This is a genomic window from Zwartia sp. (assembly GCF_049655405.1).
In the GTDB taxonomy this organism is placed as follows: domain Bacteria; phylum Pseudomonadota; class Gammaproteobacteria; order Burkholderiales; family Burkholderiaceae_B; genus Zwartia.
In genome coordinates this window covers 161,419-185,364 of record NZ_JBASJR010000013.1, presented here as the reverse complement: position 1 = coordinate 185,364, position 23,946 = coordinate 161,419, and the positions used below count along the sequence as shown (strand labels likewise).

Below are 23,946 nucleotides of genomic sequence, written 5' to 3'. Positions count from 1 at the left end.
GCCTCAGACATTATTTGACTGAGCTGTGCTGACGTCGTTGCTCAAACAGACAGACACCTGAGGCAACAGTCACATTGAGTGACTCCACTGCTTTGTCATGCATGATTTTGACGCGTATGTCGGCGCGTGAAAGCAGATCTTCGGCAACGCCCTGCCCCTCATTGCCAAATACCCATGCTGCTTGTTTGGGCAAAACAGTTTTGTGAAGATCACTGGCATCCTCAAGCGTTGTCACGATCAAAGGAATCGCCAGTGATTCTGTCAGTGACATCAAATTTGACTGTTCATGCAATTTAAGGACAAAGTGTGCACCCTGCGCACTTCGCAAAACTTTTGGTGACCACAGCCCCGCTGTTCCAACAGACGCAAAGACGCGCTTGATTCCTGCCGCTGCACAGGTTCTTAAGATGGCACCAACATTACCTGGATCTTGGAGGCGATCAAGCATCACAATCGATTCAGAAATTTTCTCAGGGATAGGATGAATAGTGGGTTGTGCAACAAATAAAACCCCCTGATCTGTATCTACATTCGACAGGTTACCGAGCAACGAGCCAGACATGGTCAGGCAAACCTCTGGATTGAGCTTGTCGATCAGGCCGGTAAGGTGCGCTTGACCGACTCGCTCCAAATCAAAAATAGCATATTTAGGTTGTTTACCCATTCCGAGCCAAGACTCGCAAAGATTGACACCTTCGAGCAATACGGGCTCATCACGTCTGCCGGCACTAGATTGCCACTTATACAGTTGTTTATAGAGCGGATTAGAGCGAGACTCGATATGTTTCATTTTGATTCCAAACAGGCGCGCACCGGGGCAAAACTGCGGCGGTGCACTGGACTCGGGCCATACTGCTTGAGTCGTGCCATGTGTAAAGCTGTCCCATAACCTTTGTGTTGATCAAAGGCATATTGAGGATAAAGTAAGTGTAAGCGCTGAAGGTCTTCGTCTCGTGCCGTTTTTGCAAGAATAGATGCGGCAGAGATTGCAGGGATAAGTGAGTCGCCTTTAATGACTGTTTGTACCCGACAAGATAAACGCGGAGATTGGTTTCCGTCTACCCATGCAAGTGCAGGCTGAACGGACAACCCCTCAACTGCTCGTTTCATGGCGAGTAGTGTCGCTTGTAAAATATTGAGTCGATCAATTTCCTCGACCGTTGCAACGGCAATTGACCAGCTTAAAGCGTGAGCTTTAATTTGTTCGGCCAACAACACTCGTTTTTTTTCAGATAGAGTTTTAGAGTCTGCAAGACCTTCAATGTTGTAACCGGCATCTAAGATGACCGCAGCAGCATAGACATCGCCGGCAAGAGGCCCTCTGCCGGCCTCATCTACACCCGCTGCGTATGCGTCGCCCTCTACTTTTAAGTCAAACAGACTGACTTGAGATACTTGAGCAGAAAATTTTGGCATCGTAGGCGTCAAGTGCTTGAGCGCTGTTGCTGGATCACGGACTCAATCGCTTGAGCCACCCGCACAGGCGTATTGCAACGAAGTGTATGGTGCAATTCGGTAAAGCGGATGCGAATGCGTTCGCACCTCTGCTCATCACGTAACAGGCTCGATATCTCACGGGCCAGATTATCAGGTGTCGCATCTTCTTGAATAAGTTCTGGTACAGCAAAGTCATTGAGCAAGACATTCGGCAAACCCACCCAAGGAAGATAAGGTCGTTGTTGTCCGGATTTCCAAGCCATTACTTTTCTGACAAGTGGTGACACTGCATAGGAAATCACCATCGGTTTTTTGAATAGTGCTGTTTCAAGTGTTGCTGTTCCACTCGCAACAAGTGCAACATCACAGGCCTCTAAAACAGACCACGCGATCGGATCAGCGATACCGATGGCTTGCTCTTGCGCCATGACAGTTCGAATATTTTTAACTGGAAATTGTTTTAGATACTCTTCAAATTCTTTAGCACGATGAACATTGACCATCGGCACCACGAATTGAAGTGTAGGGTCAGTTTTTTGCAATAATTGCGCCGCTTGTAAAAAGCGTGGAGCAAGCAGCTTAATTTCAGAAGCTCTACTACCAGGCAAAATGGCCACAATACGTGCTTGTTGATTCAGTCCTAAACGCTCTCTCGCTGCAAACTGATTAGGTTCAATCGGGATAGCATCCGCCATCGGGTGGCCTACGTACGTAACAGGTATCCCTTCCTTTTCGTATATTGCTTGTTCAAAGGGAAATAGCACTAACATGTGTGATACCGCTTCGCGGATGTAATGAATGCGCTCATAACGCCAAGCCCAAATCGAGGGGCCGACAAAGTGGATGGTTGGCACACCTTCACGCCGCAGGCGATGCTCTAGGCGTAAGTTGAAATCGGGAGCGTCGACACCAAGAAAAACTGCGGGAGGTTCACGCAGCCAGCGATTTTTGACATCACTGTAAATACGAACGAGGGATGGGAAGCGTTTGATGGCATCAACATATCCAAACACGCTGAGCGCATGCATGGGATGCCAGATATCTAAACCTGCTGCGGCTAAATGCGGCCCTCCGATACCTTCGGGCCTAACCTGTGGGTCAATCAGTTTGAGGCCGGCTAAAGCCTTTGCTGCGATCAGATCGCCCGAAGGCTCGCCCGCAATCAGCCCAAGCCGCCACGTCATGGGCGAATAATGCCCCGAGCACTGGATTCAACAAAATCTAGAAGTGGTTGCAACGCTGCCGCCACCTCAGGCTCTTTTTGTTGTCTCGTACGAATTTCAATGCACGCCTCGCTGAGGGAAAGACCACGTCGATAAATCAGCTTATAGGCGTCGCGTAAAGCGCTAATTGACTCAGCACTAAAACCGCGCCGTTTGAGTCCTTCGACGTTGATCCCAACGGGAACACAAGGATTACCGGAACCCATGACATAGGGAGGAATATCCATGTGCAACGCACTCTGCCCGCCAGTCATGCTGTGAGCGCCGATTTTGCCAAACTGATGAACAGCGGCCAGTCCACCCACGATTGCCCAGTCACCAATGTAGACGTGCCCTCCCATCTGCACCCCATTAGCCAAAATGGTGTGACTACCGACTTGGCAGTCGTGCGCGACATGAACGTAAGCCATCACCCAATTGTCGGAGCCAAGTCGAGTAACGCCGACATCTTGAACGGTGCCGGTGTTGATGGTGACGTACTCGCGAACCATATTTCGGTCGCCTATTTCCAAGCGAGTGGGTTCGCCTGCATATTTTTTGTCCTGCGGCATACCGCCAACTGAGCAAAAGCGATAAAAATGATTGCCTTGGCCAATGAGGGTGTGCCCATCGATGACACAGTGGGGTCCCACTATCGTATCCGCGCCAATAGTGACATGAGGCCCAACGATTGAGTAGGCACCCACAGATACAGAAGGATGCAATTGGGCATTTGAATCGATGAGAGCGGTCGGATGGATCAGCGCAGTCATTTATTTTTCCATTGGTCTGATGGCGCACATCAGTTTGGCTTCAGCGACTTCTTGACCATCGACAAAAGCATGGCCTTGATATTTGCATATCGTACGACCGAGTCGTTCGGCCACGACTTCGATATGTAGTTGGTCGCCAGGCAAAACAGGTTTGCGGAAACGAGCACCATCAATACCGACAAAATAATAAAGTATTTCTTCGTCTTTTGGCTTGAGGCCAGTCTCGTCCGCAAACGAAAAAATAGCAGCGGCTTGAGCCATTGCTTCGAGAATCAATACACCTGGCATAACAGGATGATGAGGAAAGTGACCGGTAAAAAAAGGCTCATTGATCGAGACATTTTTGAGGGCCTTAATAGATTTACCTGGAACCATGTCAATCACACGGTCAATCAGCAACATTGGGTAACGGTGCGGAAGCCGTTCAAGAATACTTTTGATATCAAGTTGCATCGCTTATCCTAGGTGCTTCATAAAATTTTAAAAAACTTAGCAATAATAGCCAAAGTTCAATAGACACAGATACGTTATTCGCGTTCGAGTGCTCTCACGCGCTTGCGCAACGTAGAGAGTTGGGTGATCACTGCCGCATTGCGTTGCCACTCTTTATGTTCGGCAAACGGGTACACCCCGGTATATCTTCCAGGCGTATCAATACTGGCAATGACTCCTGTACCACCTGAAATATGTACGTCATCACCAATGATTAAGTGGCCAGAAATGCCGGCCATCCCACCAATCGTGCAACGCGAACCGATGATGGTTGAGCCGGCGACGCCCACGCATGCGGCAATGGCTGTGTGGGCACCAATCTGGCAGTTATGACCAATCATGACGTGGTTATCGATTTTGACGCCATCAGCGACAATGGTGTTGTCGAGGGCACCACGATCAATCGTCGTATTCGCACCAATTTCTACATCATGACCAATTAAAACAACGCCTAGTTGAGGGATTTTCCCCCATGCGCCTTTGGAGAGTGTTGGGTCAGGTGCAAAGCCAAAGCCGTCTGCGCCCAATACCACCCCACTATGAATGATGGCACGGTCACCTACTTTGACACCGTAATAAATTGACACACGGGGATAGAGTACGGAAGATGCACCGATTTCAACATCGTCACCAAGGTAGCACCCTGCTCCAATTTGGGTCATCGCCCCAACCGTACATCTCGCGCCAATGACCGCATGAGGACCAATCAATGCGCTGGGATCGATCTGCGCAGTAGGATCAACAATGGCAGAGGGGTGTATGCTGGGTTCGTAAGCTGGACGTCTCGCCCACTCAAACCATTGAGCAATGCGCGCATACAAAAGATAGGGGTGCTTGCAAATGACTCTTGCAAATGATGGAGGAGGAACAGCCTGTGAGAGTTTCTCTTCGATTTCTGGAAGCACAATCACCGTGCAGGCACGTGTTCGGGCTAAATGATCGAGGTATTTAGGATGAACAATAAAAGAAATCTCAAGCTCAGAGGCATGCGCAAGAGATCCCAACCCAGCAATGCGAGGATCAGTGTGATGCCCAGAGCCAGGCACCACACTCTGAACTAAGCCGCCAGGAACGGCACGCAATAGTTCAGAGAGTATGGGTGCCCGTGCCGGGTCTAACAGAACGGGCATAGATGCGGTTAGTTATTTTGTACCTAACGCCTGAATTACCTTGTCAGTAATATCAGCGCGAGGATTCACAGTGACAGCATCTTGCAAAATCATGTCGTAATCGTCTTTTTCGGCGATACGTTTAATCGCAGCATTTGCACGCTCGATAATGGTTGCAAACTCTTCGTTACGACGACGGTTAAAGTCCTCTTGAAGCTCGCGGCGCTTACGCTGCAAGTCAGCATCGAGACTAGCAAGTTCGCGTTGACGCTTGTTACGATCTGATTCAGACAGCACAGGGGCATCTTTTTCAAACTTTTGGGCGGCAGTACGTAAGCTGTTTCCCAAACGTTGGATTTCTTCTTCGCGCTTTTTGAATTCAGCTTCGATTTTGGTTTGTGCTGCTTTAGCAGGCACTGAGTCCCTAAGAATACGCTCAGTATTCACAAAACCGACTTTTGAGCCCTGAGCGCGCACAGAATGACTAAACGTCAACGCCAACGCCAAACAGGTCAGAGTCATCACCCAGACCATCGTTTGACGGGTAAAAGTCGCAAAGTGAGTGCGCATTGGAACTGGGGAAACTGAGGATGAAACCATTATGTAATTCTCACGATAAACAAAAGTACAAGTTAGTATTGTGCCACTAAACGATCGAGGAAAACTGCTTAGAATCCGGTACCGATTTGAAACTGGAAGATTTGTGTGTTGTCACCAGGTTTCGAGTTTAGAGGACGGGCAAAGGACAACTGGAGCGGGCCAAGTGGTGAAATCCAGGATAAACCGATACCTGCAGAGTATCTCATTTGACCAAAATCAATCGCTGTATCGTTGCCAAAACCATCAGTACCAAAAACCTGTCCACCATCTGCGAAGGCAAACCAGCGCAAGGTTCTGTCTTGTTGGCTACCTGGGAACGGAAGATAAAACTGTATGTTGCCCACTACCCGCTTAGATCCACCCAAGTAAGTTCCCGTGATAGGGTCAGTTGGGCCGAGCGAGTTTTGTGAGTAACCTCTTACCGTACCAATACCGCCGGCGTAAATGTTTTTAATGATTGGATAAGGCAAATCAGTTTTGTAGCTGTTACCAAAGTCAAACATTCCATTAAAGGCAAGCGTAAAGTCACGACCAACAGGAACGTAGCCCTGATACTGGGCACCCAACATGTAGTAATCGAGGCTGCCAGTGCCCACATCAAGCTTTAAGCGTGTGAAAGAACCTTTTGTCGGGCTGAGTGCGCTGTCTCGGGTATCCTTGGCCCAGCCTGTGTTCAGAATCGCAGCTGTTGTGGTTTCGCCGTAATCCCTCACATATTCGCGGTACGCCAGCGGAGAGTTATCGAACAAACCAATTGAGTTACGCTCAAGGCTGACACCCAGAAAGATCCTGTCAAACTCAGTAATTGGCACACCAAAGTTCAAACCAAGACCACCTGTTGTGACCTTGTAGTTTCCGGGGTTGTTGGAATAAGGTGTCACCGTACGGTAGTAAATGGACGAGGTTCGGCTGACGCCGTCATTAGTGAAAAACGGATCTGTATGAGCTAACACTGCGCTTCGGTTCGACGCGCTCGTATTGAGGTTGAGCGTCAAGTTGGTACCGCTACCAAAAACGTTTTCTTCAGTAATACCGGCTGACAGAATGACGCCATCGACTTGCCCGTAACCTACGCCCAAATTCAGCATGCCAGTGGGCTTTTCTTCGACAGTCAGGTTGATGTCAACTTGATCAGGAGAACCAGGAACGGGTTCGGTACCGACTTTGATGTCTTTGAAGTAACCCACTCGGTCGAGCCGGTCACGTGAAAGTTTGATCTTGCCAGAGTCATACCAAGCAGCTTCGGGTTGACGGACCTCGCGTCGAATCACTTCATCTTTGGATCTGTGGTTACCGACAATTTGAACGCGACGAACATATACGCGACGGTTGGGGTCTACGTAGAAGGTCACCTCAGCTGTTTGGTTTTCGCGATCCAGAACAGGATTGGGGTTCACGTTGGCAAAGGCATAACCCAAACCACCTAAGTAATCTGAAATCCCTTTAGCCGTTGCATTGGTTTTAGCACCAGAAAAAACTTGACCTGACTTTAACTGCACGAGCTCTTTGATTTCACTCTCAAGGCCCAGCAACTCGCCTGCGAGTTTGACTTCCGAAACAGTGTAGGGCTTGCCTTCAGTCAAGGTCAGCGTAATAAAGATGTCTTGCCGATCACCTGAGATTGAAACTTGAGGCGGTTCAATCTTGAATTCGAGATATCCGCGATCAAGGTAGAAAGACTTGATCGCTTCGACGTCACGCTCTAACTTTTCACGTGAATATTTGTCTGCATCGGTATACCAAGTGAGCCAGCCGGGAGTCGTCAAAGACATCAGGTCTCGTAAGCGGCTTTGAGAAAAGGCTGAGTTGCCAACGATGTTGATTTCACGAATACGCGAGACACCACCCTCAAAGAGGTCAAAGTTGATACCAACTCTATTACGTGGCAAGGGCGTGACAGTTGGGGAAATTTCGACAGCGTATTTACCTTTGTTGAGATATGCCTGACGAAGCTCAAATTGCGCTTGCTCAAGCATTGACTGATCAAAGACGCGTCCTTGAGCAAAACCTACTTGCTTGAGATTGCCCGTGATGGCTTCGGGCTCAAACTCTTTCATTCCTGTAAAGGTAATCGCGGCGATGGTTGGACGCTCTTGAACTGCAACGACCACCACTCGGTTGGCAGTCTGGATCCGAACGTCTGCATACAACCCGGTTGCATAGAGTTTTCGTACGGATTCTGTCGCGAGATCTTCAGTAAACCTTTGTCCGACTTTGAAGGGTAACTGAGCAAAAATTGAACCCGGTTCTGTGCGTTGCATGCCCTCGACTCTGATGTCGCTCACCACAAAAGGCTCAAATGCCTGTGCGGACTGTGGAGACATCAGCGATGCAATCAACAGCACCTGACACAATGCAAGCGCAAGTAAACGCAGGCTTTTGTCAAACATATAGGGCAATCGAGCGAGCATCCCGGGTAATCCTTAGTATTTATTTGAATGAGTAAAACAATCGCAAAAACAGCGAACAACGAATTTTAAGTCAAAATGGGCTAGTTAAAAATACGAATTAGATCGTTAAATAAAGCCAGAACCATCAGTCCTCCAAGCAGGCTCACTCCAATGCGCTGCCCCCACTCCATGACACGGTCAGTAACAGGCTTTCCGCGAACCATCTCGATGAGATAGTACATGAGATGCCCCCCATCCAACATGGGAATCGGCAATAGATTCAAGATTCCAAGACTCACACTGACAAGGGCTAAAAAGGCAATATAGGCCTCCCAGCCAATTTTGACAGACTGTCCAGCGTAGTCCGCAATCGTGACAGGCCCACTAATATTTTTGAGAGAGACATCGCCTGTCAGCATTCGTCCCATCATTCGAAGTGAAAACCATGCGGTATCGAATGTTTTGATAGCCCCTTGAACGAGGCTATCGATTGGCCCATAGCTGACTTCGACCATCGGTATGTCAGCCCCGAGCTGGATGCCTGCGCGCCCGATTGTTTGACCATTTTCTAGTGTGTGTGGGCTAGGAGTGACTATGAATTTGAGTTTTTCCCCATTTCGATCTACCTCAAGCTCAAGAGGTTTGCCGGCATTGTTCTGAATAATTTGGACTAGGCTTCCAATATCTGGACGGTTGGTCTCGCCAACACAAATAATAAGATCCCGAGAAATCAGCCCCGCGCGCTGTGCCACGCTTCCTTCGACAACCGAGCGCACAATAGGAGGGCCGCTAGCGAGACCCAAACCGAGGTCACGCATTGGATCCGCTTGCGAAGGATCGGCCAGGGTTGGCAGTTGGAGAGTTCGATGTAGTTGTGCACCACCTCGCTCGATTGTGATCTCTGCCTCGCCTCCGTCTGCAAGCCTTTGTAGCAAGTTCCAGCGCAATTGAGGCCATGAGGCGATGGCAGTCTGATTGATGGCCACTACTTTGTCACCGCCCTTCAGCCCCGCCATGGCAGCGGGTGAATTTGCTGTAGGGGGAGCCAAAACCGCTTCTGGTTCTTTGTTTCCAACAAAATTAATTGAGGCGTATAAAAACACAGCAAGAAGCAAATTAAATACAGGACCTGCAGCAACAATAGCAAAACGCTTTAAAACAGGTTGTGATTGAAAGCTGCTCCCCCTTGGGTCAGGAGATCCGGGTGGATTGGCATGTGTCGCCGCGCTGTGTTCTGAAGAAGAAATCTTAGATGACGGTGCCAAATCATCTTGATCAAGCATCTTGACGTAACCGCCCAGTGGAATTGCGGAGATCGCCCACTCAGTCCCGTTCCGATCGAACCGTTTAATGAGTACACGTCCGAAACCGACAGAAAAGCGCAGGACGCGAACTCCACACCAACGCGCCACCCAATAATGGCCGAGCTCGTGAAAAGTAATGAGTACGCCAAGCGTCACAAAAAAAGAAATAAGAGTTGTGAGCATATTCACAGCCAGAAAAATACGTTAACTGCTCAATCATTCGAAACGAGAGACGAATGACTACGACGTTAAAAATGCAACCGCTCGATGACGCACCTCGGCGTCTAGAGCCATGACATCATCGAGTGATTGAAAAGAGCGTGTAGGATGACCCGCATGCCAGCTCAGCGTCGATTCAATCACCGATGAAATCGAGGTGTAAGCTAATCTAGCATCCAAAAAAGCTTCAACGGCAATTTCATTTGCGGCATTCAGTGCAATACATGCGCCCTGCCCGCTTGATAACGCATCAAATGACAACTTCAGGCATGGGAATTGATTGAGATCAGGTTGTTCAAAATCTAGCCTGCCCGCGAGCGCTAAATCCAGTAAGCCAACGCCTGACTCTATGCGGTCAGGAAAACCTAGGCCATAAGCAATCGGCGTTCGCATGTCGGGTTGTCCAAGTTGGGCAAGCACCGAACCATCCTCATACTCAACCATTGAGTGAACAACACTTTGAGGGTGAATCACAACGTTGATGCGTTCTGGAGGCATGGCAAATAACCAGTGCGCTTCGATGACTTCGAGTCCTTTATTTAACATCGTCGCTGAGTCAACAGAGATTTTTTTGCCCATGCTCCAGTTTGGATGCGCGCAAGCCTGCTCTGGTGTGACAAGATGCAGCTCTTCCCAGCGTTTGGTGCGAAAAGGTCCACCAGAAGCGGTAAGAATCAAACGACGAACACCTGCTGCGGGTACTGTCGGTGCACTTGCCCGACCATCGTGCGGTAAGCATTGAAAAATAGCATTGTGTTCACTGTCGATGGGCAAAAGCTCTGCACCGTTCTCGCGAACAGCCGCCATAAATAATGAACCTGCAGCCACAAGTGCTTCTTTGTTTGCAAGCAGAACGCGCTTACCTGCTTGCGCAGCTGCCAAAGCTGATGGCAAACCAGCCGCACCAACGATCGCGGCCATGACGACATCTGTCCTGCTATCAGCTGCTGTTTGAGCAAGTGCATGGTTGCCCACTCTAATTTCTGGCATGACGCTCTCTGAACGCCAGCAAGACTTAAATATCTGCGCGGCGTGATCAGTAGGAACGACGACAACCTTCGCTCTTGTTTCTTGCGCTTGCGCAGCAAGTTGTGAAATACGTGTGTGTGCTGATAGTGCAAAGACAGAAAAGCGATCTGGGTGCCGCGCAATGACATCAATGGTGTTGATGCCAATCGACCCTGTCGAACCCAAAATTGTGACGTTGAGAGTTTTCAAAATTTCAAACCCTCTGTCAGTAAATAAGCAAGTGGCACAACTGCCACCACAGCATCAATCCGATCGTAAAATCCGCCATGGCCAGGTAGGAGTTGACTGGAGTCCTTGACGCCGGCCCTTCGTTTGAGCATGGACTCGAAAAGGTCACCACAAATAGAAAAAACTGCTAGCAATACCGATAATGCGATGGTGCTTATCAATCCCCATCGATCCATTAGATCGGCTGCAAAGCTTCCCTGCCATTGGAAAGAGACAAGTATCCAAATAACGACCCCGACAATTCCTGCTAATGCACCCTCGCGGGTTTTACCAGGGCTGATAGACGGAGCAAGTTTGTGACGACCAAACGCGCGTCCAACAAAATATGCGGCGATATCGGCAACCCATATGACAATGAGTAAAGACAACACATATGTCACTCCGTGGGTGCGATAAAGGATCGCAAGCACGCCCCAGGTCGCAAACAGTGTGAGTAGCGCAAAAACACTCCAAGCGATGGGTGCTGTAGGTGCTTGAACTTGCGCACGATAGATCGCGCCACCCACTGCAATAAACCAAAACAGGACACAGAGTCCCGCGCTTACTCGAACGGCCAGTTGGCTGGATAAATCGAGATTTAGCCAAGCAAAAGCTTGCGCCATCGTGATAGCAAAAAGACCTGCACCAAGCCAAATCGGATAGCTTGAGGAGCGGCCCAAAGTCAGACGTGTCCATTCCCAGCCAGCAATGCCACAGGTCACTGCCAGAAATACGAAGAAAGGCCAGGCGGAGTCAGATGAAAGCACGCCAGCCAAGATCATCAATAATACGATGGCTGTAAGGATGCGCTGTTTGAGCATGTATTTAGCTCGTTTTCTGAGATTGAAGTTGAGCGCTTGTTCGCCCAAATCGTCTTTCACGGTGACGATACCACTCAAACGCTTTTTTCAGCTCGTCAGAACTAAAATCTGGCCAGTAGCAATCGGTAAAAAATAGTTCTGTATAAGCAAGTTGCCAAATCAAAAAGTTTGAAATGCGCTGCTCTCCGCCTGTACGAATAAATAAATCAGGCTCAGGCGCCCAAGACATCGACAGGTGTTCTGAAAGAGCGCTCTCATCAATCAGTCCGGGTTCAGAGCCATACTTGGGGTGCGCAACCATCATTTTTTTCATGGCTTGCAAAATATCCCAACGACCGCCGTAATTGGCAGCAATGGTCAGGTGAAGATGATCGTTGTGTGCGGTTTTTGCTTGGGCTTGGGCAATCAGCTCTTGAAGTTTGGGTTCAAAAGCAGAAAGGTCGCCCACTACTCTCAATCTCACACCTTGATCAAGCAATCGTGTTACCTCTCTTTCGAGAGCCTGGACAAACAAGCGCATCAACAAGGAGACTTCGTCAGCAGGGCGACGCCAGTTTTCTGAGCTAAAGGCAAACAGGGTGAGATAGCGCACGCCTAACTTGCCGCAAGTCTCTACTGCAGCGCGAACGGACTGAACGCCCCGTGCATGTCCCGCAGTTCGGGGTAAAAAGCGCTTCGCAGCCCATCTGCCGTTGCCATCCATAATAATGGCAACGTGCTTTGGTACCGCGGATATATCCGGGATGTCAATTGTTGAGCTGATTGCCATATAAATGACGGATCAAACCGTCATGATCTCTGCTTCTTTTTGAACAATCATCTTGTCAATTTCAACAACGCAACGATCAGTCAACTTTTGAACAACATCCTGAGCGCGGCGCTCGTCATCCTCGGAAATCTCTTTTTCTTTGACGAGTTTCTTAAAGGCTTCATTGGCATCACGACGCAGATTTCTGATCGCGATCTTCGCGTCTTCACCTTCAGACTTGACCACTTTGTTGAGGTCTCGACGACGCTCTTCTGTTAAAGCAGGCATGGGGACTCGAATACTGTCTCCCATTCCAACAGGATTGAGACCGAGGTCAGAGTCACGAATAGCCTTTTCGACCGCCGAACCAAGGTTTTTTTCCCAAACTGATACGCTTAGGGTGCGCGCGTCCATTAGCGTCACGTTCGCAACCTGACTGATTGGAACGGGTGAGCCGTAGTACTCCACCTGAACGTGATCCAAAATCCCCGTGTGTGCACGACCGGTTCGAATTTTGGCAAGGTTAGCCTTCAGCGTCTCAAGGGATTTTCCCATACGGCTTTCGGCAGATTGTTGAATGTCCGCGATACTCATGTTGTTTCCTTTAGACGTGAACGAGGGTGCCCTCGTCCTCACCACTAACAGCGCGTCTTAACGCACCGGGTTTATTGATAGAAAACACTTTAATAGGTAATTTTTGGTCGCGGCAAAGTGCAAACGCAGTTGCATCCATAATCTCAAGACGTTTGACAATGACTTCGTCAAAACTAATCCGTGTGTAACGAGTCGCAGCAGGATCCTTGTTTGGGTCAGCGCTGTAAATGCCGTCAACTTTTGTAGCTTTTAGTACAACTTCTGCACCAATTTCAGCACCACGTAAAGCAGCAGCTGTATCAGTTGTAAAAAATGGATTGCCTGTACCGGCAGCGAAAATAACAACTTTGCCTTCTTCGAGATAGCGCAAAGCTTTAGGGCGAATATAGGGTTCGACAACCTGCTCGATATTCAGGGCCGACTGAACGCGAGCATCCACGCCTCGATGCTTAAGCGCATCTTGAAGTGCGAGAGCATTCATTACGGTGGCCATCATGCCCATGTAGTCGGCGGTCGCACGATCCATGCCTTGGGCACCTGGCGCAACACCACGAAAGATATTGCCGCCGCCAATGACAATGGCGAGTTGTACGCCCATTGCCGCGACTTCGGCGACCTCGTCGGTCATGCGCATGATCGTGGCACGATTGATGCCAAATGCATCATCACCCATCAATGCTTCGCCAGACAGTTTGAGGAGAACTCGTTTGTGCATTCTGCTGGTCATATGGGGATCAATCCGGAGTGTTAAACACAGACAAAATTGTATGCGAAAGCCGGGCGGCCAATGCTGCGCCGCCCGGCTTTAGGTACAAAATTATGCGTTACCGGCAGCCGCGGCGGCTACTTCGGCAGCAAAGTCGCTGGTTTTCTTTTCAATACCTTCACCCACGACAAACAGGGAAAAGCCTGTAATGGCGGATGATTTCTCTTTTAGCATCTGAGCGACTGTCTGCTTGTCGTTTTTAACAAAAGGCTGTGACAGTAGCGCAACTTCTTTGAGGTATTTTTGAACAGCGCCTTCGACCATTTTTTCAACGATCTCGGCAGGCTTGCCAGATTCGGCGGCCTTTTGACGAGCCACTGAGCGCTCTGTCTCTTTGTCAGCGTCAGAAACTCCGGTTTCGTCAACAGCGCGTGGCTTCGTTGCAGCAATATGCATGGCCAAGTCTTTGCCAACTTCATCTGCACCAGAAAACTCGACCAGCACGCCGATCTTGCCGCTGTGAACGTAACTCGCGAGCTTGTTAGGTGTGTCGTAACGTTGGAAGCGTCGAATAGAGATGTTTTCGCCGATTTTTCCGATTAATGCAGTGCGAACGCTATCAACCGTTCCGTCAGCCATTGGCGTAGCGGAAAGCGCAGCCACATCAGCAACGCCCTCTGTCGCGACCAATTTAGCAAGGTTAGCAACAAAAGCGACGAAATCGTCATTTTTTGCAACGAAGTCAGTTTCGCAGTTGATTTCAATCACAGCACCTTTTTTCGCATCAGGTGAAATGTAGAGACCAACCAGTCCTTCTGCCGTGACGCGACTAGCAGCTTTGCTTGCTTTGCTACCCAACTTAACACGCAAAATTTCTTCGGCACGCGCCATGTCACCAGCAGCCTCTGTCAAGGCTTTTTTGCACTCCATCATGGGTGCGTCTGTCTTTTCGCGCAACTCTTTGACCATTGCGGCGGTAATGTCAGCCATGTTTGCTCCAGTATCAGTAAAAGCACCCTGACCGATCGGTCAGGGTGTAAGTGTCATGCGCTCACATTGTGCGAGCGCGATCAGTGATTAGGCTTTTGCCTGATCAACTTCAACGAACTCTTCACCTTGAGTCAGTTCTTCGACCAAACCGTTGATGTTGTCACCACGACCTGCGATCACTGCATCGGCTACGCCAGAAGCGTAAAGAGCAATGGCTTTGGCTGAGTCATCATTGCCAGGAATGATGAAATCAATACCATCAGGTGAATGGTTGGTGTCCACGACAGCAACAACTGGGATGCCCAAGGCATTTGCTTCGGCAACAGCAATCTTGTGGTAACCAACGTCGATCATGAAAATAGCGTCAGGCAAACCATTCATGTCCTTGATACCGCCGATCGACTTGTTGAGCTTGTCGAGTTCGCGTTGGAACATGAGGCCTTCTTTTTTGGTCATACGCTCTGTCGTGCCTTCGGCGATCATGACTTCCATGTCTTTCAGGCGTTTGATGGAGCTTTTGACTGTTTTGAAGTTGGTCAGCATGCCGCCAAGCCAACGGCTGTCAACGAAAGGCATTCCAGCGCGAGCAGCCTCTGCCGCCACCAGTTCACGTGCAGCACGCTTGGTGCCGACGAACAGAACTGTTCCGCCTTTTGCAGCAACCTGACGCAAAAACTTAGTCGCATCTTGGTAGTTGGCAACGGTCTTTTCGAGGTTGATGATGTGAATTTTGTTGCGATGGCCGAAAATGTAAGGAGCCATCTTGGGGTTCCAGTAACGGGTCTGGTGGCCAAAGTGGACGCCCGCTTCTAGCATTTCACGCATTAAAGACATAATAATAAAGCTCCGAGGGTTAGGTCTAGTGTCATGAATGCACCCGCTTTATGCAGGCACCCTGGTGACATGACACGCGATTTTGGAATTTGCCAACACAATGTTGGCAACGTCCCAATTACTGCTAAATATACAGTTTGTTTCAGGTGAATCACCCGTCTCAAAACTTGGTAAGCCTATAATTCTACTATCTTTCACTATATTTACTCAAGTCATCATGAGTCTTGTTACAAACCCTGAAGATCAAGCCAAAATGCGGGCGGCTTGTCGCGACGCTGCAAAAGTTCTTGATTTCATCACTCCCTATGTCAAACCAGGTGTGACGACTGGCGAACTCGATCAACTATGTTTAAAGTTTTTGACTGAGGAATTAAAGGTCAAATCGGCAACGGTTGGCTATGCCCCGCCCGGCTACCCGCCTTTTCCAGGTGCGATTTGCACGTCGGTCAACCATCAAGTCTGCCATGGCATTCCAGGTGACAAAGTTTTGAAAAACGGTGATGTCTTAAATATCGACGTCACCATCATCAAGGACGGCTGGTTCGGCGACACTAGCCGTATGTATGCCGTGGGTGAGACCTCTATTCTTGCGAAACGCCTCACTGAAGTGACATATGAGTGCATGTGGCTAGGTATTGCTCAAGTCAAGCCCGGCAACACGTTGGGTGATATTGGAAGTGCCATTCAAAAATATGCTGAGCAACAGGGGTTTTCGGTTGTACGCGAGTTTTGTGGTCATGGAATTGGTCAAAAATTTCACCAAGATCCTCAGATTTTGCATTATGGCAAGGCTGGTTCTGGACAAAAGCTTGAGCCGGGCCTCATTTTCACGATCGAACCTATGATTAATGCAGGTAAAAGAGAGATCCGTCAGTTAGCCGATGGCTGGACGGTTGTGACACGTGATCACAGTCTGTCTGCTCAATGGGAACACACAATTATGGTGACTGACTCTGGATTTGAGGTTCTGACGCAATCGCCTGGAATGCCCGCCCCGCCTGCCTTCATTCATCTTTAATCATTTAACCGCTAGTGTTTTTAGCACAACGGTTTTTAATATTGTTTTAAGCCTAAGTAAGGTATCCGGATGACTCAACAAAGCGGACTCAATGAAACTTTCAGTGAGCGCATCAGCGTTATCCGGACAAAAATTCTGCTTGAGCGGCAAGCTGCCATTGAAAAGTATCGTCACCAGCCGCGCGCTGACTCCCTGCTCACCTCTCTCAGGCGAATTGCTGATCAAGCGTTACGTCAGCTGTTAGAGCTTTATCCTTTACCAAAAGGAGCCGCCCTAGCCGCTGTAGGAGGTTTCGGTCGAGGAGAACTTTATCCGTTTTCGGACGTAGATTTATTAATCTTGTTGCCAGCTGACCCAAGTCCCATCGCAGAAGCGACATTGAGTGGGCTCGTGGCAGCGATGTGGGATGTAGGTCTTGAGCCAGGATGTAGCGTGCGCACTGTCGAGCAATGTCTGGCGGAAGCACGTGCTGACATTACTGTTGAAACCTCTTTGCTAGAACTTCGTTGGATTGCGGGTAGTCGATCACTCACCCAGGTTTTCATGCAGCGCATGAAAGAGCAGCTGGATCCTAAAAGTTTTTATCAGGCAAAGCGCAGCGAGATGCAGCAGCGGCACTCTCGCTATCAGGATACGCCCTACTCCCTTGAGCCAAATTGCAAAGAGTCCCCCGGGGGTTTGCGCGACCTGCAGGTGATCTTATGGATGGCCAAAGCAGCGGGTTTTGGACAAAGTTGGGGTCAAATTGCTCAATCAGGATTGCTGACACATGCAGAAGCGCGTGATTTAAATCGTGCGGAACAAGCTTTTAAAAGACTTCGTATCGAGTTGCATTTGCTGGTCAATCGCAGAGAGGATCGTCTGCTATTTGATTTACAGCATGGGCTGGCAGAAGCGTATCAAATCACTGCGAACGCGACCCGCCGCTCAAGTGAAATCTTGATGCAGCGCTACTACTGGGCTGCGCGTCTGGTGACTCAACTCAATACATTGTTGGTTCAAGCGATCGGAGAGCATCTTTTTCCTTTATCTCAAACGGATGCCCGAAGGCTAGATGAGCACTATCTCGTGAGTCATCATCGACTGGATATTGTCGATGATGATCTGTTTCAAAAACACCCCTCGGAACTGTTGCGTATCTTTTTAGTGATGCAGCAGAATCCCGAATTGACTGAGTTGTCGGCCCGTGCCTTGCGTGCGATTTGGCATGCTAGACATCTCATTGATGCTGCCTTTAGAGCGGAGCCTAAAAATAGACATTTGTTTATACAGATCCTTAAACAAAACCAAGGGATCGTGCATGCGCTGAGGCGGATGACAATGTTGAATATTTTGCCTCGCTATATTCCTGCATTTCGTCGAGTAGTAGGCCAAATGCAACATGATTTATTTCATGTGTATACCGTTGACCAACATACGTTGGCAGTCTTACGAAATATTCGCCGTTTCACTATGCTCGAACACGCGCAAGAGTACCCTCTTGCCACCCGCTTGATAGCAGGATTTGATCGTCACTGGCTGCTCTATGTGGCGGCACTCTTTCATGACATCGCAAAAGGCCGTGGCGGTGATCACTCAACTCTTGGCGCTGAAGACGTCAAAAAGTTTGCGCGAACCCATGATCTTGCGAAGGATGAGACAGAGCTGGTGGTGTTTTTAGTCAGGCACCATTTGCTGATGTCACAAGTTGCGCAAAAAAAGGACCTCTCAGACCCACAAGTGATTCGTGACTTCGCAGCGATTGTGCAAACTCCCAGAAATCTCACCGCGCTCTATCTATTGACTGTTGCTGACGTGCGTGGCACAAGCCCCAAAGTTTGGAATGCATGGAAAGGAAAGCTGCTTGAGGATTTGTTTAACTTGACCCTAGCAGCATTGGGTGGGTCTCTAGGGGATTCAAATACAGTTTTACGCCATCGCATGGATGAGGCTGCTAGTCTCACGCGTCTGGCAGGCTTACGTGACGATGCGAGAGAGACCTTTTGGGCTGAGTTGGATATTGCCTACTTCATGCGACATGATGCGCAAGAAATTGCCTGGCACACACGTCATCTTTATCACTGTTTTGGAACAGAGGCGACCGTAGTTAAAGCTCGTCCAACCGAGGGCGGTGAAGGTTTGCAAGTGATGGTTTACACGAAACATGTTAAGGAACTATTTGCACGCCTTTGTGGTTATTTCGGCTGTCGTGGGCTCAATATTCAGGATGCTCGGATTCACACCACTCGTCGTGGCTACGCGTTAGATAGTTTTATTGTGCTGCCAACAGATAAGCAGCGAGATTTGCGTGCCGATGCTGCATTGATTGAGCATGAGTTATCGACTCAATTAGATCTTTTAAGTCTGGCTGATCTAAAACACAAAATCAGTACACGAGCCTCAAGACTATCTAAGGCTTTCCCGTTTCCTCCATCTGTTGAAATTAAACCTGGTGACGATAATGCTTCATGGGTACTGGATATCACCGCGACAGACCGTTCGGGATTGTTAAGTGATTTAGCGCAACTATTTGTGGCTTTTAATATTCACTTGCAGACGGCTAAAGTCATGACCTTGGGTGATCGCGTTGAAGACGTATTTGTCATCAAAGGGGATGCTTTATCGCAGCCGCGTACTCAAAGGCAATTTGAACGTGCCTTACTCGATACATTGTCTCAGGAGCAGCAGCGTGCAGCATGAAATCAAAATTTTACGTCTGATCAGTTTGCTCAGTATAGGTTCTGTTGCTATAGCTTTAGTTTCGCAATATCAATTTGATATGCAGCCCTGTGCATGGTGCGTGTTTCAGCGTCTTCTGTATTTAATGATTGGCATGACGGCGTTACTGCTGACATTCTTGAAACTAAATCGTAAGGGCTTATCGATCGGAACTACTGGGATCATTGCGATCGCAATTGCTGGCGTGACCTCAGCGGTCTATCAGGAAAAAGTTGCAGCCAATACTTTTTCCTGTGCACAAACTTTTGCAGACCAGCTGATGACGAAAAGCGGTCTTGATGCAGCCGCTCCGTGGTTGTTTGGCATTTACGCAAGTTGTATGGAGGCGCGCATCAAGCTTTTAGGCATAGAGTACGCCTGGTGGAGCATGGCGATGTTTGGCATGATTGGCGTGCTTGGCATCATCGCCTTGCTCAGATTGCGACGTTAGTTATCCTCGGCAGCAAATCCCATATTAAAAAGCAGTCCATTAGAGCCATCTTGAGCCTGACCACGGTTGCGACCGACACGTTCGAGATATTCTGGTGTGATGTCACCAGTGATGTACTCGCCGGTAAAACAGGAATTATCAAAGCGTGTCAGGGCCGGATTCAGGTCAGAGACAGAACGCTGCATTGCTTGAATATCTTGGTAAACCAAAGCGTCCGCACCAATGATGTTAGCAATTTCTTCTTCGTTTCGACCCGTGGCAATCAATTCCTTTTGAGTTGGCATATCAATGCCATAGACGTTTTGGTATCGAACTGGTGGTGCAGCTGAGGCCATATAAACCTTGTTCGCACCCGCTGCACGGGCCATTTCGACAATTTCTCGACTCGTGGTGCCACGCACAATCGAATCGTCAACCAGGAGAACGTTTTTGCCTTTGAACTCCATGCCAATGGTATTGAGCTTTTGACGGACAGATTTTTTTCGAACAGCCTGACCAGGCATGATGAACGTACGGCCTACGTAACGATTTTTAATGAGGCCTTCGCGATAATTCAGTCCAAGACGATCTGCAAGCTGCATCGCGGCCGGTCTGGAAGAGTCAGGAATTGGCATCACTACGTCGATATCGCCCAGACGAAGTTGCTTGGCAAGCTTGTCTGCCAAATACTCACCCATCTTTAAGCGCGAGCCATATACGGATACACCGTCTAGTACCGAGTCAGGTCGGGCAAAATAGACGTATTCAAAGATACAGGGAGCATGAATCGCACCAGGTGCGCACTGTTCGCTGCTTAGTTTTCCATCAAGAGAAATAAAAATACCCTCACCTGGCTGTATATCGCGCACAAACTGAAAGCCTGAACCTTCAAGCGCAACGGACTCTGAGGCAACCATCCACTCAACACCTTGTGGTGCATCAGATTGTCCTAAGCAAAGCGGACGAATACCATTCGGATCACGAAACGCGATAAGGCCATACCCAGCAATCTGAGCCACTACGGCGTAGGCACCTTTTACACGTTGATGAACGGCTTTTATCGCACGAAAAATCGCATGCTCATCCAGAGACACGCCATTAGCCGCACGTTGAAGTTCATGGGCGAGCACGTTGAGCAATACTTCAGAGTCAGAGTTGGTATTGATGTGGCGTTGGTCAACTTTAAAAAGTGACTCGCGTAGCTCATGCCAGTTAGTCAAGTTTCCGTTGTGAGCAAACGTAATGCCAAAAGGAGCATTCACGTAAAAAGGTTGAGCTTCTTCTACGCTTTCTGATGAGCCTGCTGTTGGGTAGCGAACCTGTCCGATTCCGGAGGTGCCAGGCAGTGAACGCATATTTCTCGTACGGAACACATCTTTAACCAGTCCGTGCGCTTTGTACATGTTGAACTGGTTACCATTTGAAGTCGCAATGCCGGCAGCATCCTGACCTCTGTGCTGCAACAGCAGCAATGCATCGTATATCAGCTGATTAACAGGACCGCGACCGACGACACCAACAATTCCGCACATGAAATTTCCTGATTACGGTTAAAACAAAATGAAACAAATTGAAAACTAATAAGGCAACCAGTCATTCGCCGGTGGAGGCAATCTGAGCTTGATTTGCTGCACTACACCTACGACTTGCTTTGAAAACATGGCATTTTTCCACCACGGCTCCTCGGGTAATGGCGTATATCCAGCCAAAATAACGAGTATCAAAACAAAAAGCACCCCTCGAACAAGACCAAACAAGGCACCCAGTCCATGATCTGCTGGAGTGAGTCCAGTTTTACTTAACAGCGCTGCCAATGTCATATTGATGAATCCAATCGACAGCAAAACAGCAATAAATACACCTAAATAAGCAAGCGCCATACTGACAAACGGCTGAGAAATCCACTGGGCGAACCACTCGGAGACGGTAGGTCCCCACCAAATTGCCGCTAAAAATGCCGAGGCATACGCCACCAACGACAAGACCTCTTTAAGAAGGCCTCTGAGCAATCCCAGCACAGCTGAGATTGCAAGTATCGCTAAGAGGACAAAATCAAAGCCCGTCACTGTGTAGTGATGAATGCACCGCCATAGCCTTGGGTGCGCAGACGTGTCTGGGCCGCTTGGGCTGCTTCGCGGGACTGAAAGGGTCCGACTCTCACTCGATATTTAGGACGACCATTCACATCGACGGGGCCATCTACAAATGCATTATTGAGTCCTGCAGCAATCAAAACATTACGTTGTTTTTGAGCATCCGCTGAGGAGTCCAGTGACATTGCCTGGACGACAAAATTACCCTTGACAGGTGCTTTTGGGGTGGGAGCACTCGCAACGGGGCTACGGCCTTCGAGAAGCGCAAGTGCGCGCGCTGAGTCGTCTCTTCGCTGTTGTGCGCTAGAAGGTGCGGTGGGTGGTGTGGTGGCCGTTGGTGCCGCGGGTGTCGTAGGTTTGGCGGCTGGAGTCGCTTTTCCAGCATCCGCAACATTCGCCTGAGGAGGCTTTTCGGTTGTTTCTGGTTTAACTTGCCCTGACGCCAAGGGAATGTTTTCCGTTGGGTTGGTCCCAGTGTTTGAAGAAGCAGCTTGTCCAGCGGCATCCCCCGAAGATGGGGTGGACTCAGGACTAGACAGGTTAGGCTGAAAAGGTGTTTGCCGATCTGGGATGCGAATCGGTATGTTGCTTGCGACAGGGGCAGGCTCAGAATCAAGCAACATCGGAAGAACAACCACTGCGGCAAGTATCAAGGCAACAGCACCCGCCAGACGTCGTCTAGCTTTGATACGGAGCTCCGCTGCCTGGGCCTCGCTCGTAACAGAGGGCCGCGGCTTGCCTATGGGCTTACGCGAAGGGGCACTATCTTTTCTGGAAAACAGTCCCATTTAAAACATCCTGACTGGAAAACAGACTGAAACACAAGCGCTTTTAGCGTCCAAATTTCACTTGCTCAAGCAAAGTGAATACCAAAACACGTTTAAACGTCGATTAAGTTAAGCATCTTTTTGAGAGCTGAGTGCCTCGGCAACCGTTAAAAACGATCCAAACACCACGATTCTATCATCCAGGTTACTTTTGCTGCGGGCCGCGGCAAAAGCTTCTTTGACTGAACTGTAGCCAGAAATTTGTACATCTTTTGGGGCTTTTGACTCGGGATCCGCCAAAGTCTGCTGAATTTTCGATTGAATGGCTTCACTAGAAAGTCCACGAGGTCCGGGCAAGGCCGCGCAGAACCAGTGATCAATACGTGGCGCCATGTGGCGAATGACAGATTCGATGTCCTTGTCGGCCAACATGCTAAAGACCGCAAAGGTATAGGGGTGAAAGCCCATATTGCCCAAGTTTTTCTCAAGCACCGCCGCAGCGTGAGGGTTGTGCGCCACATCCATGATAATGGTGGGTTGGCCAGGAAGAATCTGAAATCTGCCAGGCAAAGAAGCCTGAAGTAATCCTTGACGGACCGCTTGCTGAGGAACCGCCAGGCGATCCCGCAATGACTCCAGCGCAGCAAGTGCGGCAGAGGCATTTAAAAGCTGATTGGCCCCCCGTAACGCAGGATAGGCAAGTGCATTGCGGCGCTGTTCACGCCCACCAAAGGCCCACTGCTGACGATCGCCCGAATAATTGAAGTCACGACCAAATAACCAAAGGTCCGCACCAATTTTTTTGGCGTAATCCAGTAGAGATTGAGGCGGCGCTGGGTCGCTCACAATGGCTGGACAGTTTGGGCGAAAAATATGCGCCTTTTCGAAACCAATTTTTTCACGCGTATCGCCTAGCCAGTCAACGTGGTCGATATCGACACTCGTAATGATTGAACAGTCGGCGTCGACGATGTTGACTGCATCCAAGCGACCACCCAACCCGACCTCTAGCACCATCACATCAAGCGCTGATTCTGCGAATAGTCGCAAAACGGCGAGCGTGGTGAACTCAAAGTAAGTCAGGGATACTCCATTGCGAGCAGCTTCGACGGCTTCGAATTGTCGAATGAGCGCAGCATCGTTGACAATATCGCCATTTACCCGCGCACGTTCGTTAAACGTCATCAGATGGGGTGAGGTGTAAAGACCCACCCGATATCCGGCAGCCAGCAAAATGGACTCGAGCATGGCGCAGGTAGAGCCTTTGCCATTGGTACCACCCACAACAATTTTGACAGCGGAGCTTTCCAAGGAAATCCGATCTGCGACTTGGCGGACACGCTCAAGACCCATATCAATCGCGCTGGGATGCAGCGATTCGAGGTACTCAAGCCAAACGTTTAGCGTAGCGCCAACAGGGGGATGCACGATCGCCATGGGGGTGTGATTCAAAATGAGCTGCGAAGTTTTGATTTTAACAGTGCAT

23 protein-coding genes are annotated in these 23,946 nt (G+C 49.2%); 3 read left to right on the top strand and 20 right to left on the bottom strand.

All coding sequences use genetic code 11. The features are described from left to right. Positions 1-10: 10 nt before the first annotated feature. The 16 genes from WBJ47_RS12330 to rpsB form a co-directional block, all read right to left on the bottom strand. Positions 11-790 (bottom strand): TrmH family RNA methyltransferase, encoded by a 780-nt coding sequence (locus WBJ47_RS12330; RefSeq protein WP_422245367.1) that lies wholly within the window; start codon positions 788-790, stop codon positions 11-13. Beyond that, positions 787-1,416 carry a ribonuclease HII gene (rnhB, locus tag WBJ47_RS12325; RefSeq protein ID WP_422245366.1) on the bottom strand — a complete coding sequence of 210 codons (630 nt, stop codon included), beginning with the start codon at positions 1,414-1,416 and terminating at the stop codon, positions 787-789. The genes WBJ47_RS12330 and rnhB overlap by 4 nt, the downstream gene beginning before the upstream one ends. Positions 1,417-1,424: 8 nt before the next feature. Then, the gene (lpxB, locus tag WBJ47_RS12320) at positions 1,425-2,621 is read right to left on the bottom strand and encodes a lipid-A-disaccharide synthase (protein WP_424585319.1); all 1,197 of its coding nucleotides are present in this window, start codon (positions 2,619-2,621) and stop codon (positions 1,425-1,427) included. After that, positions 2,618-3,412, bottom strand: a complete 795-nt coding sequence (gene lpxA, locus WBJ47_RS12315) for an acyl-ACP--UDP-N-acetylglucosamine O-acyltransferase (protein WP_422242817.1) — start codon at positions 3,410-3,412, stop codon at positions 2,618-2,620. Before lpxA ends, lpxB begins: the two co-directional genes overlap by 4 nt. Continuing rightward, positions 3,413-3,865 (bottom strand): 3-hydroxyacyl-ACP dehydratase FabZ, encoded by a 453-nt coding sequence (fabZ, locus tag WBJ47_RS12310; RefSeq protein WP_422242818.1) that lies wholly within the window; start codon positions 3,863-3,865, stop codon positions 3,413-3,415. It lies immediately after the preceding gene. A gap of 74 nt (positions 3,866-3,939) precedes the next feature. Continuing rightward, a complete protein-coding gene (lpxD, locus tag WBJ47_RS12305) occupies positions 3,940-5,034 on the bottom strand; it encodes a UDP-3-O-(3-hydroxymyristoyl)glucosamine N-acyltransferase (RefSeq protein ID WP_422242819.1) in 1,095 nt (364 codons plus the stop codon). A gap of 12 nt (positions 5,035-5,046) precedes the next feature. Next, on the bottom strand, positions 5,047-5,535 hold the full coding sequence (locus WBJ47_RS12300; RefSeq protein WP_422242821.1) for an OmpH family outer membrane protein: 489 nt from the start codon (positions 5,533-5,535) through the stop codon (positions 5,047-5,049). 146 nt (positions 5,536-5,681) lie between these two features. Further along, entirely contained in the window at positions 5,682-8,003 is a 2,322-nt protein-coding gene (bamA, locus tag WBJ47_RS12295; RefSeq protein ID WP_422242822.1) for an outer membrane protein assembly factor BamA, read from the bottom strand. A 101-nt stretch (positions 8,004-8,104) separates the two neighbouring features. Continuing rightward, on the bottom strand, positions 8,105-9,490 hold the full coding sequence (gene rseP, locus WBJ47_RS12290; protein WP_424585318.1) for an RIP metalloprotease RseP: 1,386 nt from the start codon (positions 9,488-9,490) through the stop codon (positions 8,105-8,107). Positions 9,491-9,547: 57 nt separating this feature from the next. Then, complete coding sequence (locus tag WBJ47_RS12285; RefSeq protein ID WP_422242812.1) at positions 9,548-10,747, bottom strand: 1-deoxy-D-xylulose-5-phosphate reductoisomerase; 1,200 nt, start codon at positions 10,745-10,747, stop codon at positions 9,548-9,550. Then, the gene (locus tag WBJ47_RS12280) at positions 10,741-11,643 is read right to left on the bottom strand and encodes a phosphatidate cytidylyltransferase (protein ID WP_422242808.1); all 903 of its coding nucleotides are present in this window, start codon (positions 11,641-11,643) and stop codon (positions 10,741-10,743) included. Before WBJ47_RS12280 ends, WBJ47_RS12285 begins: the two co-directional genes overlap by 7 nt. Continuing rightward, the gene (uppS, locus tag WBJ47_RS12275) at positions 11,588-12,352 is read right to left on the bottom strand and encodes a polyprenyl diphosphate synthase (RefSeq protein ID WP_422242807.1); all 765 of its coding nucleotides are present in this window, start codon (positions 12,350-12,352) and stop codon (positions 11,588-11,590) included. Before uppS ends, WBJ47_RS12280 begins: the two co-directional genes overlap by 56 nt. Positions 12,353-12,364: 12 nt before the next feature. Beyond that, a complete protein-coding gene (gene frr / locus WBJ47_RS12270; protein ID WP_422242806.1) occupies positions 12,365-12,925 on the bottom strand; it encodes a ribosome recycling factor in 561 nt (186 codons plus the stop codon). Between the two features lie 10 nt (positions 12,926-12,935). Further along, on the bottom strand, positions 12,936-13,652 hold the full coding sequence (gene pyrH / locus WBJ47_RS12265) for a UMP kinase (protein WP_290194447.1): 717 nt from the start codon (positions 13,650-13,652) through the stop codon (positions 12,936-12,938). A gap of 90 nt (positions 13,653-13,742) precedes the next feature. After that, complete coding sequence (tsf, locus tag WBJ47_RS12260; protein ID WP_422242805.1) at positions 13,743-14,621, bottom strand: translation elongation factor Ts; 879 nt, start codon at positions 14,619-14,621, stop codon at positions 13,743-13,745. Positions 14,622-14,708: 87 nt separating this feature from the next. Then, entirely contained in the window at positions 14,709-15,455 is a 747-nt protein-coding gene (rpsB, locus tag WBJ47_RS12255) for a 30S ribosomal protein S2 (protein WP_422242804.1), read from the bottom strand. A gap of 217 nt (positions 15,456-15,672) precedes the next feature. Between rpsB and map the strand changes: the two genes are divergently transcribed. The 3 genes from map to WBJ47_RS12240 all read left to right on the top strand — a co-directional run bounded on the left by map (position 15,673) and on the right by WBJ47_RS12240 (position 19,621). After that, positions 15,673-16,473, top strand: a complete 801-nt coding sequence (gene map, locus WBJ47_RS12250) for a type I methionyl aminopeptidase (RefSeq protein WP_422242803.1) — start codon at positions 15,673-15,675, stop codon at positions 16,471-16,473. 69 nt (positions 16,474-16,542) lie between these two features. Then, positions 16,543-19,152, top strand: coding sequence for a [protein-PII] uridylyltransferase (locus WBJ47_RS12245; RefSeq protein WP_422242802.1), 2,610 nt, complete (start codon positions 16,543-16,545; stop codon positions 19,150-19,152). After that, on the top strand, positions 19,067-19,621 hold the full coding sequence (locus WBJ47_RS12240; RefSeq protein WP_422242801.1) for a disulfide bond formation protein B: 555 nt from the start codon (positions 19,067-19,069) through the stop codon (positions 19,619-19,621). Before WBJ47_RS12245 ends, WBJ47_RS12240 begins: the two co-directional genes overlap by 86 nt. On the opposite strand, the gene purF is transcribed toward WBJ47_RS12240, so the two are convergent. The 4 genes from purF to folC all read right to left on the bottom strand — a co-directional run bounded on the left by purF (position 19,618) and on the right by folC (position 23,897). Continuing rightward, the gene (gene purF, locus WBJ47_RS12235) at positions 19,618-21,132 is read right to left on the bottom strand and encodes an amidophosphoribosyltransferase (RefSeq protein ID WP_422242800.1); all 1,515 of its coding nucleotides are present in this window, start codon (positions 21,130-21,132) and stop codon (positions 19,618-19,620) included. The genes WBJ47_RS12240 and purF overlap by 4 nt on opposite strands. 45 nt (positions 21,133-21,177) lie before the next feature. Beyond that, positions 21,178-21,666, bottom strand: a complete 489-nt coding sequence (locus WBJ47_RS12230; RefSeq protein WP_422242799.1) for a CvpA family protein — start codon at positions 21,664-21,666, stop codon at positions 21,178-21,180. Beyond that, positions 21,663-22,481 carry an SPOR domain-containing protein gene (locus WBJ47_RS12225; protein WP_422242798.1) on the bottom strand — a complete coding sequence of 273 codons (819 nt, stop codon included), beginning with the start codon at positions 22,479-22,481 and terminating at the stop codon, positions 21,663-21,665. Before WBJ47_RS12225 ends, WBJ47_RS12230 begins: the two co-directional genes overlap by 4 nt. 108 nt (positions 22,482-22,589) lie before the next feature. Then, positions 22,590-23,897, bottom strand: a complete 1,308-nt coding sequence (gene folC / locus WBJ47_RS12220; RefSeq protein WP_422242811.1) for a bifunctional tetrahydrofolate synthase/dihydrofolate synthase — start codon at positions 23,895-23,897, stop codon at positions 22,590-22,592. Positions 23,898-23,946 lie beyond the last annotated feature (49 nt).

Excerpts from the sequence above, each read along its gene's own strand:
- WBJ47_RS12330 (WP_422245367.1), bottom strand. The coding sequence starts at position 790 with ATGAAACATATCGAGTCTCGCTCTAATCCGCTCTATAAACAACTGTAT.
- rnhB (WP_422245366.1), bottom strand. The coding sequence starts at position 1,416 with ATGCCAAAATTTTCTGCTCAAGTATCTCAAGTCAGTCTGTTTGACTTA.
- lpxB (WP_424585319.1), bottom strand. The coding sequence starts at position 2,621 with ATGACGTGGCGGCTTGGGCTGATTGCGGGCGAGCCTTCGGGCGATCTG.
- lpxA (WP_422242817.1), bottom strand. The coding sequence starts at position 3,412 with ATGACTGCGCTGATCCATCCGACCGCTCTCATCGATTCAAATGCCCAA.
- fabZ (WP_422242818.1), bottom strand. The coding sequence starts at position 3,865 with ATGCAACTTGATATCAAAAGTATTCTTGAACGGCTTCCGCACCGTTAC.
- lpxD (WP_422242819.1), bottom strand. The coding sequence starts at position 5,034 with ATGCCCGTTCTGTTAGACCCGGCACGGGCACCCATACTCTCTGAACTA.
- WBJ47_RS12300 (WP_422242821.1), bottom strand. The coding sequence starts at position 5,535 with ATGACTCTGACCTGTTTGGCGTTGGCGTTGACGTTTAGTCATTCTGTG.
- bamA (WP_422242822.1), bottom strand. The coding sequence starts at position 8,003 with ATGTTTGACAAAAGCCTGCGTTTACTTGCGCTTGCATTGTGTCAGGTG.
- rseP (WP_424585318.1), bottom strand. The coding sequence starts at position 9,490 with ATGCTCACAACTCTTATTTCTTTTTTTGTGACGCTTGGCGTACTCATT.
- uppS (WP_422242807.1), bottom strand. The coding sequence starts at position 12,352 with ATGGCAATCAGCTCAACAATTGACATCCCGGATATATCCGCGGTACCA.
- frr (WP_422242806.1), bottom strand. The coding sequence starts at position 12,925 with ATGAGTATCGCGGACATTCAACAATCTGCCGAAAGCCGTATGGGAAAA.
- pyrH (WP_290194447.1), bottom strand. The coding sequence starts at position 13,652 with ATGACCAGCAGAATGCACAAACGAGTTCTCCTCAAACTGTCTGGCGAA.
- tsf (WP_422242805.1), bottom strand. The coding sequence starts at position 14,621 with ATGGCTGACATTACCGCCGCAATGGTCAAAGAGTTGCGCGAAAAGACA.
- rpsB (WP_422242804.1), bottom strand. The coding sequence starts at position 15,455 with ATGTCTTTAATGCGTGAAATGCTAGAAGCGGGCGTCCACTTTGGCCAC.
- map (WP_422242803.1), top strand. The coding sequence starts at position 15,673 with ATGAGTCTTGTTACAAACCCTGAAGATCAAGCCAAAATGCGGGCGGCT.
- WBJ47_RS12245 (WP_422242802.1), top strand. The coding sequence starts at position 16,543 with ATGACTCAACAAAGCGGACTCAATGAAACTTTCAGTGAGCGCATCAGC.
- WBJ47_RS12240 (WP_422242801.1), top strand. The coding sequence starts at position 19,067 with ATGCTTTATCGCAGCCGCGTACTCAAAGGCAATTTGAACGTGCCTTAC.
- purF (WP_422242800.1), bottom strand. The coding sequence starts at position 21,132 with ATGTGCGGAATTGTTGGTGTCGTCGGTCGCGGTCCTGTTAATCAGCTG.
- WBJ47_RS12225 (WP_422242798.1), bottom strand. The coding sequence starts at position 22,481 with ATGGGACTGTTTTCCAGAAAAGATAGTGCCCCTTCGCGTAAGCCCATA.
- folC (WP_422242811.1), bottom strand. The coding sequence starts at position 23,897 with ATGGCGATCGTGCATCCCCCTGTTGGCGCTACGCTAAACGTTTGGCTT.